We start from the raw sequence: 14,095 nt of genomic DNA, 5'->3' as shown, positions 1-14,095 counted from the left end.
GTCAGAGCGGGCGCTGCATCGCCCGCGACACCCGGTCGTGCACCCGCAGCTGCTCCTCCAGCGCCGGCAGCGTGAGCCGGCCCTGGTCGACCAGCACCCGCCCGGCGACCGTGGTCGTCCACGCCCGCGCCGGGCCGCAGCGCAGCAGCGCCTCCACCGGGTCGCTGTGCGCGCCGGCGAGGGAGACCGGGTCGAGGTCCCAGACCACGAGGTCGGCGGCCGCGCCGACGCGCAGGTGGCCGATCTCGTCGTCCCAGCCCAGGCAGCGGGCCGAGCCGCGGGTGCCGACGTCGAGCGCATCGCGGGCGGTCATCGACGGCGGGCCGCCCAGCAGCCGGCCGACCAGCAGCGCGGCGCGCGCCTCCATCCACAGGGAGGCCGCGTCGGTCGACGCCGAGCCGTCGCAGCCCAGGCCCACCGGCCCGCCCCAGCCGCGGTACTGCTGCACCTTCGCCGTCGCGCCGCAGTGCAGCATGTTCGAGCTCGGGCAGTGCGCCACCCCCACCCCGGCGCGGGCCAGCCGCTGGGCCTCGGCGTCGCTCGGGTAGGCGAAGTGCGCCACCCACGACCGGCCGGTGGCCCAGCCGACGTCCTCGAAGTGCTCGACCGGCGTGCGCCCGTAGACCTCCCGGCAGAAGTCGATCTCCGACTCGGCCTCGGCCAGGTGCGTGTGCAGCCGGACGTCGAGCCGCTCGGCCATCTCCGCGGTGGCCCGCATGAGGCCGTCGTCCACGCTGAACGGCGAGCACGGCGCCAGCCCGATCCGCACCATCGCCCCCGGGCTCGGGTCGTGGTACTTCGCGACCACCCGCTCGCAGTCCTCGAGGATCTGGTCGGCGGTCTGCACCACCGAGCGCGGCGGCAGGTAGCCGTCGTCCTCCGAGCGGCTCATCGAGCCGCGGGTCGGCGCGAACCGGAAGCCGATCTCCTGCGCCGCGGCGATCTCGGCGTCGACCAGGTTCGGCCGGGGGTGCACGTAGAGGTGGTCGGTGGAGGTCGTGCAGCCGCCGAGCAGCAGCTCGGCCAGGCCGACGTAGGTGGAGGTGTACACCGCCTCCTCGTCCAGCCGTGCCCAGATCGGGTACAGCGTGGTGAGCCAGGTGAACAGGTCGCCGTTCACCGCGGGCCCGTACGAGCGGGTGAGGTTCTGGTAGACGTGGTGGTGGGTGTTGACCAGCCCCGGCGTCACCAGCCGGCCGCCGGCGTCGAGCACCCGCGCCGCCTCCGGCGCCGGGTCGGCCGAGCCGCCGTAGCCGCTCACCCGGCCGCCGGTGACGGCGAGCCAGCCGCCGCCGGCCACCTCCAGCCCGGCGTCGAGGTAGAGGTGGGACGCGTTGCGGATCAGCAGGTCCGCGGACATGGGATCTCCGTTCTCCCGGCGCACCGGGGGCGGAAGGGGGTCCCTGTCCCCGGCTCGTCGGGAGGCCGGGATCGTCATCGCGGGAGCGAGCGGGAGCGGGCAGGTCAGGAGTGCGCGGCCCCCACGAGGGACGCGCCGGTGGCGGCGGCGACCAGTTCGGCGGCGCGCTCGGCGACGGCGATGACCGGCCACTGGGTGTTGCAGGTCGGGATGACCGGGATCACCGAGGCATCGGCCACCCACAGCCCGTCGACCCCGCGGACGGCGAGGTCCGGGGTGACGACGGCGTCCTCCCCCGTCCCCATCGCGGCGGTGCCGCAGGAGTGGAAGAACGTGGCGACGCTGCGCCGCACGAAGCGCACCTTGCCGGCCCGGTCCAGCCGCCCGGCCGGCGACACCGGCCCGGTGGTCAGCGCCCGGTAGGGCCCGGTCGCGGCGAGGTCGAGCACCGTGTCGATCGACTCGACCAGCGCCTCGAGGTCCCCGGGCTCGGCGAGGAAGTTCGGCTGGATCTCCAGCGCGGCAGCGGGGTCGGCCGAGCGCAGCCGCACGTGCCCGACGCTGCGGGAGCGCATCAGCCCGGGCGAGACGGCGAAGACCTCGCCGGAGAGGTCGTGCTCGGCGCGGACCTCGGCGCCGGCGTGCGGCCCCTGGACGACGAAGGCGTGCAGGTCGGGGCCGGCGCCGGCCAGCGCGCTGCGCCAGTTGAGCATGCTGCCGCCGCCGTTGTCCCGGACCGGGCCCAGCGGCTGCCGCGCGCGGAAGTTCATGCCCATGAGCAGCGGGTGGTCCTGGTAGTTGCGGCCCACTCCGGGCAGCGGCACCCGGGGCGTCACGCCGACGGCACCGAGCTCGCCGGGGTCGCCGATCCCGGAGAGCAGCAGCAGCCGGGCGGAGTCGATGGCACCGGCGGTCATCACCACCCCGGCGTGGGCTCCGGTGACCGTCGGGACGCCGTCCACCAGGTGCTCGACGCCGGTGGCCCGCCCGCCGGAGAGGACCACGCGGACGACCGGGCTGCCGGTCAGCACCGTGAGGTTGGGCCGGTGCAGCACCGGCTCGAGGTAGCCGCGCACGGTGCTCCACCGCTCGAGCACCCCGTCGGGCCGGGTGGTGGCGTTGAAGGCGGCCAGTGCGGCGCCCTCGTTGCTCGCCCCGTTCGGGTCGTCGACCACCGGCAGGCCGAGCTCCGCGGCGGCCTCCAGCAGCGCGGCGGCCACCGGGTGCGGGGCCCTCGACGTCTCGATCCGCATCGGGCCGCCGGCGCCGCGGTACTCCGAGGCCCCGCCCTCCCAGTCCTCGCTGCGCCGGAAGTACGGCAGCAGCGTCGCCCAGTTCCAGCCGGTCGCCCCGGCCGCCTCCCAGGCGTCGTAGTCGGCCGGGTGCCCCCGGTACCAGAGCATCGCGTTGATGCTGCTGGACCCGCCGAGCACCCGGCCGCGCGGGATGTCGATGACCCGGGAGTCGACCAGCTCCGTGGGCGTGTAGTCGTGGCCCCAGTCGTACGGGCCGCCGAGCAGGGTGGCCCAGCGGGCGGCGTCGACCAGCTCGGGCAGGCCCTCCGAGCCGGGGCCGGCCTCGACCAGCAGCACGCGGCACGCGGGGTCGGCCGACAGCCGGGCGGCCAGCACGCAGCCGGCCGCGCCGCCGCCCACGACCACCAGGTCGTAGGAGGCGGCGAGCGGCCGGGTCGGGGACGTCGTCATCAGTTGTGCTCGCTCGGCCCCATGATCGAGATGCCCTCCGTCGCCTCGACGTGCCGGACGAAGACGTACTTGTCCTCCCGGCCGTCGGAGTGCTTCCGCCGGATCCCCGGCTGGAGCACCCCGTCGGTCTTGGCGACGACGACGTAGGGCTCGGCCGCCGCCAGGCCCTTGGCGCAGTGCTCGTCGAACGCCTCGAGCGTGTCGACGGTGTACGCCTGCTCGATGCCGCTGGCGCGGGCGATGCCGGCGAGGTCCACCCGCCCGGACGCCGTGTGGGTGCGCGGGCCGCCGATCGACTGGTACTGCTCGTTGTCCCAGACGACGATGAACAGGTTCTCCGGCTGCTCGTTGCCGACCGTGGCGAGGATGCCCAGGTTGAACAGCAGCCCGCCGTCGGTGTCCAGCGAGACCACCTGCCGGTGCGGCAGCCCGACGGCGAGGCCGAGCGCCTCCCCGGTCACGCAACCCAGCTGCTGCTGGAACAGGCTCCCCTCCCGCATGTGCGGTGCGGCGTCGTACCACTCGTCCACGGCCCCGCCGAGGGACAGGATGACCAGCGCGTCGGACAGCCGGGCGCCGAGCAGCTCCATGCAGGCGTAGCGGCTCATGCTCATCGGACGAGCTCCCCGGCCAGCACGACCGCCGAGTGGTGGTAGGCGTTGTAGGACCAGTCGTAGGCGTCGGTGACCGCCCGCTCGATCTCGTCGACCCGGCGCACCACCCGGTAGGGGATGCGCAGCGTCTGGAGCAGCGGCTCCATCGTGATGCCGTGCGGGATGGCCCACCAGTTGTTCTCACCGAGGTCGCCGCGGTAGCTCATGATCATGACGACCGGGATGCCGGCGCCCAGGCCCATGCGGGCCAGGTGCTCGGTGGCCGCGCGCAGCCCGGAGTTCTCCATGACCAGCACGGCGCGCTTGCCGGAGAGGAAGACGCCGCCGGCGATCGCCGCGCCCTCTCCCTCGTTGGTGACCGGGATGGTGCGGATGTCCGGAGCGGCGTCCAGCGCCGGGTACAGCTCCTTGAGCAGCGAGTCGGGCAGGTAGGTCGCGATGCTCACGCCCGCCTTCCGCAACCCGCTGAGGACGGCGTCGACCGCCTGGGCCTGCATGGTTCTCCTTCTCTGGCGGGGGTTCGGGACGGGGAGGTCAGGGCCGGAAGCGGGCGCCGGGGTGGCTGTCGGCCAGCCGGCCGCCGCCGGTGCCCATGAGCCGCTGGCGCAGCGGGGTGCCGGCCGGGTGCTCGGCGCACAGGCCGCGCTCGCGCAGGATCGGCAGCACGAGCTCGGCGAACTCCGCGTAGACCTCGGGGCCGCCGAAGGTCGGCTCGAGCATCAGCCCGTCGACGTCGCTGCCGGCGACGATCGCCTCGATCTCGTCGGCCACCTCGACCGGGGAGCCGGTCACCTGGAAGCCGCGGTTGGCCTTGACCCGGAAGCTGTCGAGGACGTCGCGCACCGTGGGCACCGGGGCGCCGGGGCGGACGAAGCGATCGATGAGCGTCTGCCCCTGGTCGCTGCGGATGTCCGTGAGCTGGGTGGCGGGGTCCAGCGCGGTGAGGTCGACGCCGGTGAACCCGGCGAAGATGACCGCGGCGTCCTCGAGCGTGTAGAGCGCCTCGAGCTCGGCCCGCTTGGCCAGCGCCTCCTCCCGCGTCGGGGCGACGGTGACCGTCATCCCGGTGAGCACCTTGATCTCGTCCTTGGCCCGGCCGTGCGCGACGGCCTGGGCGCGGATGTCGGCGACGGTCTCCCCGGCCTTGGCGATCGACTGGCCCTGGATGAGCACCGCCTCGGCGTTGCGGGCGGCGAAGGCCCGGCCGCGGCCGGAGGTGCCGGCCTGGAACAGCACCGGGCTGCGCTGCACCGACGGCGGGACGGCGAAGACCCCGGAGCCGGAGAAGTACCGCCCCTGGCGCTCGATGCGGTGCAGCTTCGCCGGGTCGGCGAAGACGTCGCGCGCCCGGTCGCGGACCAGCGCGTCGTCCTCCCAGCTGCCCTCCCAGAAGGCCAGGCACAGGTCGACGAACTCGTCGGCGGCGTCGTAGCGGCCGTCGTGGGTGCTGGCGTCGGCCAGGCCGAACAGCGAGTCGGTCGTCGACTGGGAGCTGCCGGTGACGATGTTCCAGCCGATCCTGCCGCGGGTGTAGTGGTCGAGGCTGGCGAACCGGCGGGAGGTGGCGTAGGGCCGTTCCACCGTGGTCGGCGAGGTGAGCACGAACCCCAGGGACCCGGTGGCCTGGGCCAGCGCCGAGATGATCAGCATCGGGTCGAAGCCGGGGAACTGGATGCCGTGCGCGGCGACGGCGTCGGGGAACTGCCCGTCGACGGTCGGATAGCCGTAGGTGTCGGCGAAGAACAGGAAGTCGAAGCCGGCGCCGTCCAGCAGCCGGGCGACCTCCACCCAGTAGTCGACCGAGTCGTAGCGGTCGCCCTTGCCGAGCGGATGGGTCCAGGTCGGCATCCCGACGCTGGGGTTCATCATCTCGAACGCGCCGAGCGCGATCGCCTTGGGCACTCAGATCACCGCCACCACGGTCTTGGTCTCCAGGTAGTTCTCCAGGCCCTGCGGGCCGTTCTCGTAGCCCCAGCCGGACTCCTTGTGGCCGCCCTTGGGCAGCTCGGGGCCCAGGAAGGAGTGGCAGTTGATCCACACCGTCCCGGCCTCCAGCCGGCGCGCCACGCGGTGCGCGCTGCTCAGCCCCTCGGTCCAGACGCTGGCCGCCAACCCGTAGCGGGAGTCGTTGGCCCAGTCGAGCACCTCGTCGAGGTCGTCGAAGGGCATGACCGCCGCGACCGGGCCGAAGATCTCCTCCCGCATCAGCCGCATCTCCGAGCGGACGCCGGTGAGCACGGTCGGCTCGACGAAGGTCCCCAGGGCGCCGTCCCGGCCGCCCCCGGTGACCACCTCGACGCCCTCGGCGACGCCCTCGGTGACGAACGCGCTCACCCGCTCGGCCTGCGCGGCGCTCACCAGCGGGCCGAGGTCGGTCTCGGGGTCCAGGCCGTGGCCCAGCCGCAGCCCGCGGCCGTAGGCGGCCAGGCCCTCGACCAGCCGGTCGTGGACGTCGCGGTGGGCGTACACCCGCGCGCTGGCCACGCAGACCTGCCCGCCGTTGTCGAAGATGCCGCGGGCGATGCCCTCCACGGCGGCGTCGACGTCGGCGTCGGGCAGCACGATCGCCGGCGACTTGCCGCCGAGCTCGAGGGTGAGCCGCTTGAGGTCGCCGCCGGCCGCGCGGACCAGCTGCTTGCCGACGGCGGTCGACCCGGTGAAGGCCACCTTGGCCACGCCGGGCGAGTCGACCAGCGCCTGGCCGACCTCCGCGCCGTAGCCGGGGAGCACGTTGACCACCCCGGGCGGCAGGCCCGCCTCGAGGAGGAGCTCGCCCAGCCGCAGCGCGGTGAGCGGGGTGTCCTCGGCCGGCTTCAGGACGACGGTGCAGCCGGCCGCCAGGGCGGGCGCGACCTTCATCGCGGCCATGAGCAGCGGCGAGTTCCACGGCACGATCGCCGCGACCACGCCCACCGGCTCGCGGCGGGTGTAGGCGAACACCTCCCGGCCGGGAGGCGTGCGGGCCAGCGAGGTCGGGATGGTCTGGCCGAGGATCTTGGTCGGCCAGCCCGAGTAGTAGCGGAACTGGCCGGCCGCCGCCGGCACCTCGGCGAACCGGGCGGTGCGCCAGGCCTTGCCCTGGTCGAGGGTCTCCAGCTGGGCCAGCTGGTCGGCGTTGGCCTCGATCAGGTCGGCCACCCGCCACAGCAGGGCCGCCCGGGCGGCCGGCGTCATCCCGGCCCACTCCGGGGAGTGCAGCGCCCGCCGCGCGCCGGCCACGGCGGCCGCCGCGTCCGCCGCGCCGGCCCGTGCCACCTGCGCCAGCACCTCCCCCGTGGCCGGGTCGACGGTGGCGAACACCTCCCCCGAGGCGGCCGGCACCTCGGCCCCGTCGATGAGCAGGCCCTTGGCCGGCCCCTCGAGGAAGGCGTCGGCCCGGCCGTCCCGCAGGCCGAGCGGCCCGATGCCGACGCTCATCGCACCCCGGCGGGGACCGGAGCCGAGAACAGCAGCGAGGAGAGGTGGTCGGTGAGCTCGTGGAACCGCGGCGAGCGCAGCGTCTCCGCCGTGCGCGGCCGGGGCAGGTCGATCTCGACCACCTCGACCACGCGGCCCGGCCGGGGGCTCATGACCGCGACGACGTCGGACAGGAGGACCGCCTCGGCGATGCCGTGGGTGACCATCAGCGTCGTCGGCCGGGACTCCATCCAGATCCGCTGCAGCTCGAAGTTCAGCCGCTGGCGGGTCATGTCGTCCAGCGCGCCGAACGGCTCGTCGAGCAGCAGCACCGAGGGGTCGTTGACCAGCGCGCGGGCGATCGCCGCGCGCTGGCGCATGCCGCCGGACAGCTGCGAGGGCCGCGCGTCCTCGAAGCCGCGCAGGCCGACCAGCTCGATGAGCTCGTCGATCCGCCGGCGGGGGGTCTTCTCCCCCGCCACGTCCCGCGGGAAGCGGATGTTCTTGGCGATGGTCCGCCACGGCAGCAGCGCCGCCTCCTGGAAGGCGATGCCGATCGAGTGCGCCGCCTGCAGCTGGTGCGGGGTGCGCCCGCCGATGGTCACCTGCCCGGCGGTGGGCTCCTCCAGCCCGGCGAGGATCCGCAGCACCGTGGACTTGCCGCACCCGGAGGGGCCCAGCAGCGAGATGAACGAGCCCTGCGGGGTGGCGAGGTCGACCGAGCCGATCGCCTCGACCGTGCCGCGGCCGGTGCGGAAGCTCTTGGTCAGCCCGGAGATCGCGATGCCGGCGCTCACAGCGCGTCCTGGATGGAGGTGTCGAAGAGGTCCTCGACGCCGATGTCGATGCCGAGCTGGGCGATCGTGTCGACCGTCGCCTGCATCTCCTCGTCGGTCATGGTGACCGCCTCGTCGGCGCCCTCGGGCAGCACCAGCTCCTGCATCGCGGCCACCTCGAGCAGCTGCTGCTCGGGGTTGAGCCCCTGGTCGCTGCCGTACTCGTCGACGGTCAGGTCGACGCCCTTCTGCGGGTCCTCGAACAGCGCCTCCCAGCCGCGCTGGGTGCCCCGGAGGAAGGCGGTGAGCAGCTCCGGGTTGCTCTCGATCGTCTCCTCGGTGGCGAAGTAGACGTCGGTGAGCACGTCGAAGCCGAAGTCGGCGAAGAGCATCGTGTGGGTCTCGACGCCCTGCACGTTGAGCTGGCCGGGCTCGTTGATCGAGTAGACGACCTGGCCGTCGACCTCGCCGTTGGCGACCGGCGACGGGTCGAACTGGGTCGGCACGATCGTGAGCTCGTCGGGGTCGATGTCGTTGATGGCCAGGAACAGGTCGAACTGCGTCTGGTTGGCCGCCGCGACGCCGATCCGCTTGCCGATCATGTCCTCGGGCGTCTCGATCGGGGTGCCGGCGAGGCTGACGATGCTGAACGGGCTGCGCTTGAAGCCGGCGCCGATGATCTTGAGCGGGGCGCCCTCGGAGATGGCCGCGGCGACCACCTCGGCGCTGGCGTTGCCGACGGTCGCCGTCCCGGCCGCGACGACGGTGTCGGGGCTGACGTTCGGCCCGCCGGGCAGCCAGTCGAACGCGACGCCCTCCTCCTCGTAGATGCCCTCGCTGTCGGCGATCCAGTGCGCGCCCCACTCGACGGTGGGCAGCCAGCCGAGCTGGTAGGTCAGCTCCTGCGGGGAGTCGGCCGAGGGCTCGCCGGCCTCGGACTCGCCGCCGCACGCGCTGACCGCCAGGCCCGCCGCGAGGAGCATCGCGGCGAAGCCCCGGATGCGGTGCCGGCGACGCTGCGTCCCGGGGAGGGAGGTCATGGGCGTTCCCTTTCACTGGTGCGGGACGCGCCGGCGGTCGCCGGCGCGAGGAGTTCGGGAGGGGCGGCTCAGCCGCCGAGCCGGCGCAGTGCCGCGGACTCCGCCGCGGTGGCCAGCGCGTAGAGCAGGAAGGCGACACCGGTGATGGCGGCGACGCCGGACCAGACGAAGTCGAACTGGGCCCCGGCGGCGGCGCGGAGCATGTCCGAGCCCAGCCCCTCGCCGGTGGCCAGCCACTCGGCCAGCAGCGCGCCGAGCATCGCGGTGGGCGCGGCCACCCGGGCGGAGGCGAGGACCGCCGGCAGCGCGGTGGGCAGCAGCACCCGCAGCGCCGCCTGCCAGCGGCCACCGCCGTTGACCGTGACCAGGTCGCGCCCGGCCGGCGGCGTCCGGTCCATCGCGGTGACCACGGTGACCAGGGTCGGGAAGCAGGTGACCAGGCCGCCGATGAAGAGGACGACGCCCAGGCCGCGGCCGAAGAGCAGCACGAACAGCGGGGTCAGCGCCACGAGCGGCACCGCCCGCATGGCGATGGTGAACGGCAGCACGATCCGGCGGACCGCCGGGCTGACCGCCATCCCGGTGGCCAGCACGAGGGCGGCGACGGTGCCGGACAGGTAGCCGAGCAGGGTGTCGCGGACGGTGGTCCCGAGGGAGGCGAGCAGCTCGGCGCGGTGCGCGGCGGCGTCCGGGTCGGTGAACAGGTGCCCGAAGACGTCGACCGGCGTCTTCATGAAGTACGACGACAGGCCCGACAGCAGCACGCCGACGTGCCAGACGACGAGGATCAGCAGCACGCTCAGCAGCGCCGAGCCCGAGGCGAGGACGCCGCGGCGCAGCGGCCCGCCCGGGCGCTGGGCCGGCGCCGGCAGCGGCTGGATGCCCGTCTGGTGGTTCATCCACGGCACGAGCAGCCGCTCGGCCAGCACGGTGACCAGGTAGAAGGCGGCGGCCAGCAGCGTCGTGTAGAGCGCCAGCGCCCAGGTGCGGGTCACGTCGAGGGACTGCTGGCTGTAGACCATCGCCACGCCGAGGCCCGACCGGGCGCCCAGGTACTCCCCCACCACCGCGCCGAGCACCGAGGCCGGCGCGGCGATCCGCAGGCCGCTGAACAGCGACGGCAGCGCGGCCTGCGCGCGGACCAGCAGCAGCTGGCGCAGCCGCCCGCCGCCGGAGACCCGGACCAGGTCGAGGCTGGTGGTCGAGGCGCTGCGCAGGCCCAGCAGCACCGCGATCATCGTGGTGAAGAAGACGCCCTGCGCGGAGATCACGATCTGCGCCCGCGGCGCGGAGAGGACCGCGCCGATGATCGGCGCCAGCGCCACGATCGGCAGGCAGTACAGCGCCACGAACAGCCGGAACAGCAGCGCCTCGGCCGGGCGGACCAGCACGAACAGCGCCGCCGCGGCGACCGCGACCAGGTTGCCCCACAGCCACCCCTGCGCCGCCTCGGACGCCGTCGTCATGACGTTGGGGAGCGCGAAGGAGGCGTCCTCGACGAAGCGGGCCAGGATCTGCGTCGGCGCGGGCAGCGCGTAGCTGCCGGCCAGCACCGTGCGCCCGGCGACCTCCCAGACCGCGAGGACGGCCAGCGGACCGGTCAGCGGCGTGAGCCGCCCGGCGGCGGTCCGCAGCCGGGACCCGGCCGGGGAGGCGGGCGGGGCCGGGCGCTCGTCGACCGCGGGGGCGGTGTCCGTCACGGGCAGCAGCGGAGGCAGGGCGGTCTCCTCTCGGTGGGCCGGCCGCCCGCCGGAGGACGTCCGGGAGGGGCGCGGCAGGAGCACTCTCTGCCGCGGACGTGACCGCCCCGTGAGGTGCGCGTTTCCGGTGCGTTCCAGCTCGTCCCGCGCTCGGTGACCTGGGCCACGGCCCCCGCTCGGGGGTTTCCCGAGGGGGTCGAGAGCGCGCTCGGGCGGCCCTACATTCACAGCCCCCGACCGAGGAGAGACCCATGCCCCGCCTTGTCACCGCCGATCACGTCGTCCCGATGGACGACGCGCTCTCGGTCCTCCCCGACGGCGCGGTGCTCGTCGACGGCACCACGATCACGGCGGTCGGCCCGGCCGCCGAGCTGGCCGCGCAGCACCCCGGCGCCGAGCGGATCGACCTGCCCGGGCACGTGCTGCTGCCGGGGCTGGTCAACGCCCACCACCACTCCGGGCTGCTGCGCGGCACCGCCGAGCACCTGCCGGTGTGGGAGTGGCTGCGGCTGCACATCGACCCGATGCACCGGGTGCTGCGCGCCGAGGAGGCCGAGGCCGCGGCCTGGCTCTGCTACGCCGAGGGCCTGCTGGCCGGCACCACCACCGTCGTGGACATGTGGCGGTACATGGACGGCGCGGCGCGCGCCGCCGCCGCCCTGGGCAACCGGCTGGTGACGGTGAACTACGTCGGCGCGCACCCCGACCACGACTACTTCGACACCCTCGCCGACAACGAGCGGATGCTGCGCGAGTGGTCCGGCGCCGCGGGCGGCCGGATCGTGCCGTGGGTCGGCCTGGAGCACCCCTTCTACGCCGACCGCGCCGGCCAGCAGCGGGCGATCGACCTGGCCCGCGAGTACGACACCGGCTTCTACACCCACTGCAGCGAGGCCGAGGTCGAGGTCGGCGACTTCCTGCAGCGGACCGGCGCCCGCCCGATGCACGCCCTCGAGCAGCTGGGCTTCTTCGAGGCGCCCCGGGTGGTGCTCGCGCACGCGGTCTGGCTCGACCAGGGCGAGGTCGACCTGATCGCCGCCCGCGGCACGGTGGGGGTCTCGCACAACCCGGTCAGCAACATGAAGCTGGCCAGCGGGATGGCGCCGGTGCGCGAGCTGCTCGCCGCCGGGGTGCCGGTCGGGCTGGGCACCGACGGCGAGAAGGAGAACAACAACCTCGACATGTTCGAGGAGATGAAGGTCGCCTCGCTGCTGGGCAAGCTGCGCGACATGGACGCCGCGGCCATGGACTCCTGGCAGGTGCTGCAGATGGCCACCCGCGGCGGCGCGGCGGCGATGGGGCTGGCCGACCGGATCGGGTCGCTGGAGCCGGGCAAGCAGGCCGACCTGGTCGCCGTCCGCTCCGACACCCCGCGGATGACCCCGCTGCTGGCCGACGGGCCCTACGCCAACGTGCACCACAACCTGGTGCACGCCGTCCGCGGCAGCGACGTCTCCCTGACGATGGTCGCCGGGGAGGTGGTCGTCCGCGACGGCCGGCTGCTCACCGCCGACCTCGGCGAGCTGGTCGACCGGGTGCGGGCGCTGGTGCCGGGGCTGTTCGCCCGCCGCAGCGAGTACCTCGAGGCGGCCGGTGAGCTCAGGGGGATGTTCGCCTGACGCGGCCGGCGGTCAGCGCCAGGGGCAGGCACAGCACGAGGACGGCGGCGACGGCCACGAACGTCCACGGCAGGCCGATGCCGGCGGCGACGAAGCCGAGCGCGAGGGCGCCGATCGCCGTCCCGGCGTCGAAGGAGGCGTTCCACGCGGCGCTGGCGGTGGTGGCGCCGGCGGTCCCGGCGCGGGCGAAGGCGGCGAGCAGGGTCAGGTTCTGCACGCCGCCGTAGCCCGCGCCGAAGACCGCGGCGCCGACGAGCACCCACGCCGCCGCACCGTCCAGGCCGGCGGCCACCAGCGCCATGCCGACCGCGGAGAGGAGCAGCGAGGCCGGGATGAGCACGCGGGTGCCCACCCGGTCGGCGACCACGCCCACCCGCCACCGCACGATCGCGGTGGTGACGCCGAAGACCAGCAGCGCCACGGTGGCCAGCGAGCCGTCGGGGCGCTCGATCGGCACGAACGTGACGATCCCGCCGCCGGCGAGGGTGACCACCAGCAGCACCGCCGACGGGGCGAGCACCGCACCCATCGCGGCGGGGCTGGATCCCCGGGGGGCCGGCGCGCCCTACGGCCGCCGGGTGGTGCGCACCATCGCGCGCACGAACGGCAGCCCGAGCAGCGGCGCGGCGGCCAGCCACGCCAGCCAGCCGGGGTGGCCGGCCAGCACCAGCGCCACCCCGGCCGGGACGGCGGCGAGGTTGGGGATCGCGATGGCCAGGCCGTAGAGGCCGATCGCCTCGCCGCGCCGCTCCGGCGGGGCGACCGCGGCCGCCAGCAGCGCGCCGAGCACGGTGATCACCCCGAAGCCGATGCCGCGCACGGCGGAGATGACCGACAGGGCGACCAGGTCGTCGGTCAGCACGTAGAGCGGGGAGGGCGCGCCGATGCACAGCAGCCCGGCGACCAGCACCGGGCCGGTGCCGAAGCGCGCGGTGGCCGCGGGCACCGAGGACTGGGAGACGATGGTGAGCACCAGGAAGACGGCGGTCACCGCGCCGGCGGTGCTGGCGTCGGCGCCGCCCTGCACGGCGTAGGTGGGCAGCGAGCCCAGGGTGAGGCAGTAGCTGGCGAAGCCGAGGGCGGTGACCCCCAGCAGGGCCCGCATCGCCGGGAGCGCCAGCAGCGACGTCCTGGTCCCCGTCGTCCCGCCGTCCACGCGCACCGCCTCCCCCGGGCCCGAGCGGCCCGGGCACCGAGCATGACCGGCCTGCGGTCGGCGCCCGACGCCGGGGTAGGGACGGCGGCGTGCCCCTGCTGACCGTCGGCCACGGCCCCGAGCGCCGGGCGGAGCTGGGCGCCCGGCTGGCCGCGGCGTCGGTCGACCTGGTCGTCGACGTGCGGCGGTTCCCGGGCAGCCGGAGCAACCCCGACGTCCGCCGGGAGGAGCTGGCCGGGTGGCTGCCCGCCGCCGGCATCGGCTACCGCTGGGAGGAGCGGCTCGGCGGCCGGCGCCGGCTGCCGGCCGGGGAGCCGGTCGCCGACGGCTGGTGGACCGTGGCGCAGTTCGCCGCCTACGCCGCGCACACCCGGACGCCGGAGTTCACCGCCGCCCTGGACGAGGTGCTGGCCGAGGCCGCCGGCGCGACCGTCGCGGTCATGTGCAGCGAGAGCGTGTGGTGGCGCTGCCACCGCCGGGTGCTGGCCGACGTCGTCGTCCTGGCGCGGGGAACGCCGGTCGGCCACCTGATGCCCGCAGGCCGGCTGGCCCCGCACCGGCCCTCGGACGGTGCGGTGGTCGAGGCCGGCGTCGTCCGCTGGCCCTGGGGGGGGGGGGGGGGGGGGGGGGGGGGGGGGGGGGGGGGGGGGGGGGGGGGGGGGGGGGGGGGGGGGGGGGGGGGGGGGGGGGGGGGGGGGGGGGGGGGGGGGGGGGGGGGGGGGGGGGGG

Annotated in this window: 13 protein-coding genes; 2 read left to right on the top strand and 11 right to left on the bottom strand. The window is 75.1% G+C overall.

From position 1 onward, the window contains the following. Nucleotide 1: 1 nt before the first annotated feature. The 9 genes from ACI79R_RS18275 to ACI79R_RS18235 form a co-directional block, all read right to left on the bottom strand. Complete coding sequence (locus tag ACI79R_RS18275) at nucleotides 2-1,360, bottom strand: 8-oxoguanine deaminase (RefSeq protein ID WP_456575082.1); 1,359 nt, start codon at nucleotides 1,358-1,360, stop codon at nucleotides 2-4. 104 nt (nucleotides 1,361-1,464) lie between these two features. Then, nucleotides 1,465-3,066, bottom strand: coding sequence for a GMC family oxidoreductase (locus ACI79R_RS18270; RefSeq protein ID WP_456575081.1), 1,602 nt, complete (start codon nucleotides 3,064-3,066; stop codon nucleotides 1,465-1,467). Continuing rightward, the gene (locus tag ACI79R_RS18265; RefSeq protein WP_456575080.1) at nucleotides 3,066-3,680 is read right to left on the bottom strand and encodes a thiamine pyrophosphate-dependent enzyme; all 615 of its coding nucleotides are present in this window, start codon (nucleotides 3,678-3,680) and stop codon (nucleotides 3,066-3,068) included. Before ACI79R_RS18265 ends, ACI79R_RS18270 begins: the two co-directional genes overlap by 1 nt. Next, nucleotides 3,677-4,177 (bottom strand): thiamine pyrophosphate-binding protein, encoded by a 501-nt coding sequence (locus ACI79R_RS18260; RefSeq protein WP_456575079.1) that lies wholly within the window; start codon nucleotides 4,175-4,177, stop codon nucleotides 3,677-3,679. The genes ACI79R_RS18265 and ACI79R_RS18260 overlap by 4 nt, the downstream gene beginning before the upstream one ends. Before the next feature lie 37 nt (nucleotides 4,178-4,214). Next, nucleotides 4,215-5,582: an NtaA/DmoA family FMN-dependent monooxygenase gene (locus ACI79R_RS18255; protein WP_456575078.1), complete on the bottom strand. Its 1,368-nt coding sequence runs from the start codon at nucleotides 5,580-5,582 to the stop codon at nucleotides 4,215-4,217. Next, a complete protein-coding gene (locus ACI79R_RS18250; RefSeq protein ID WP_456575077.1) occupies nucleotides 5,583-7,097 on the bottom strand; it encodes an aldehyde dehydrogenase family protein in 1,515 nt (504 codons plus the stop codon). It lies immediately after the preceding gene. Continuing rightward, nucleotides 7,094-7,873 carry an ABC transporter ATP-binding protein gene (locus tag ACI79R_RS18245; RefSeq protein WP_456575076.1) on the bottom strand — a complete coding sequence of 260 codons (780 nt, stop codon included), beginning with the start codon at nucleotides 7,871-7,873 and terminating at the stop codon, nucleotides 7,094-7,096. The genes ACI79R_RS18250 and ACI79R_RS18245 overlap by 4 nt, the downstream gene beginning before the upstream one ends. Beyond that, nucleotides 7,870-8,892, bottom strand: coding sequence for an ABC transporter substrate-binding protein (locus ACI79R_RS18240; protein ID WP_456575075.1), 1,023 nt, complete (start codon nucleotides 8,890-8,892; stop codon nucleotides 7,870-7,872). The genes ACI79R_RS18245 and ACI79R_RS18240 overlap by 4 nt, the downstream gene beginning before the upstream one ends. 68 nt (nucleotides 8,893-8,960) lie before the next feature. Next, nucleotides 8,961-10,592, bottom strand: a complete 1,632-nt coding sequence (locus ACI79R_RS18235; protein ID WP_456575074.1) for an ABC transporter permease — start codon at nucleotides 10,590-10,592, stop codon at nucleotides 8,961-8,963. Between the two features lie 251 nt (nucleotides 10,593-10,843). On the opposite strand from ACI79R_RS18235, the gene ACI79R_RS18230 reads away from it, so the two are divergent. Then, the gene (locus ACI79R_RS18230; protein WP_456575073.1) at nucleotides 10,844-12,211 is read left to right on the top strand and encodes an amidohydrolase family protein; all 1,368 of its coding nucleotides are present in this window, start codon (nucleotides 10,844-10,846) and stop codon (nucleotides 12,209-12,211) included. On the opposite strand, the gene ACI79R_RS18225 is transcribed toward ACI79R_RS18230, so the two are convergent. Together ACI79R_RS18225 and ACI79R_RS18220 are read right to left on the bottom strand one after the other, a co-directional pair. Beyond that, a complete protein-coding gene (locus tag ACI79R_RS18225; RefSeq protein WP_456575072.1) occupies nucleotides 12,192-12,740 on the bottom strand; it encodes a hypothetical protein in 549 nt (182 codons plus the stop codon). The two genes, ACI79R_RS18230 and ACI79R_RS18225, sit on opposite strands and share 20 nt — an antisense overlap. A 36-nt stretch (nucleotides 12,741-12,776) precedes the next feature. Further along, the gene (locus ACI79R_RS18220; RefSeq protein WP_456575071.1) at nucleotides 12,777-13,367 is read right to left on the bottom strand and encodes an MFS transporter; all 591 of its coding nucleotides are present in this window, start codon (nucleotides 13,365-13,367) and stop codon (nucleotides 12,777-12,779) included. Nucleotides 13,368-13,456: 89 nt separating this feature from the next. Between ACI79R_RS18220 and ACI79R_RS18215 the strand changes: the two genes are divergently transcribed. Then, a partial coding sequence (locus ACI79R_RS18215; RefSeq protein ID WP_456575070.1) for a DUF488 domain-containing protein occupies nucleotides 13,457-14,095 on the top strand: 639 nt, incomplete at its 3' end.

It is taken from the genome of Blastococcus sp. SYSU D00820 (assembly GCF_054050695.1).
This window is presented reverse-complemented; position numbering and strand designations above follow the sequence as displayed.

Bases quoted from the DNA above. Each gene is read 5' to 3' on its own strand.
- ACI79R_RS18275 (WP_456575082.1), bottom strand. From the start codon at position 1,360: ATGTCCGCGGACCTGCTGATCCGCAACGCGTCCCACCTCTACCTCGAC.
- ACI79R_RS18270 (WP_456575081.1), bottom strand. From the start codon at position 3,066: ATGACGACGTCCCCGACCCGGCCGCTCGCCGCCTCCTACGACCTGGTG.
- ACI79R_RS18265 (WP_456575080.1), bottom strand. From the start codon at position 3,680: ATGAGCATGAGCCGCTACGCCTGCATGGAGCTGCTCGGCGCCCGGCTG.
- ACI79R_RS18260 (WP_456575079.1), bottom strand. From the start codon at position 4,177: ATGCAGGCCCAGGCGGTCGACGCCGTCCTCAGCGGGTTGCGGAAGGCG.
- ACI79R_RS18250 (WP_456575077.1), bottom strand. From the start codon at position 7,097: ATGAGCGTCGGCATCGGGCCGCTCGGCCTGCGGGACGGCCGGGCCGAC.
- ACI79R_RS18240 (WP_456575075.1), bottom strand. From the start codon at position 8,892: ATGACCTCCCTCCCCGGGACGCAGCGTCGCCGGCACCGCATCCGGGGC.
- ACI79R_RS18230 (WP_456575073.1), top strand. From the start codon at position 10,844: ATGCCCCGCCTTGTCACCGCCGATCACGTCGTCCCGATGGACGACGCG.
- ACI79R_RS18225 (WP_456575072.1), bottom strand. From the start codon at position 12,740: ATGGGTGCGGTGCTCGCCCCGTCGGCGGTGCTGCTGGTGGTCACCCTC.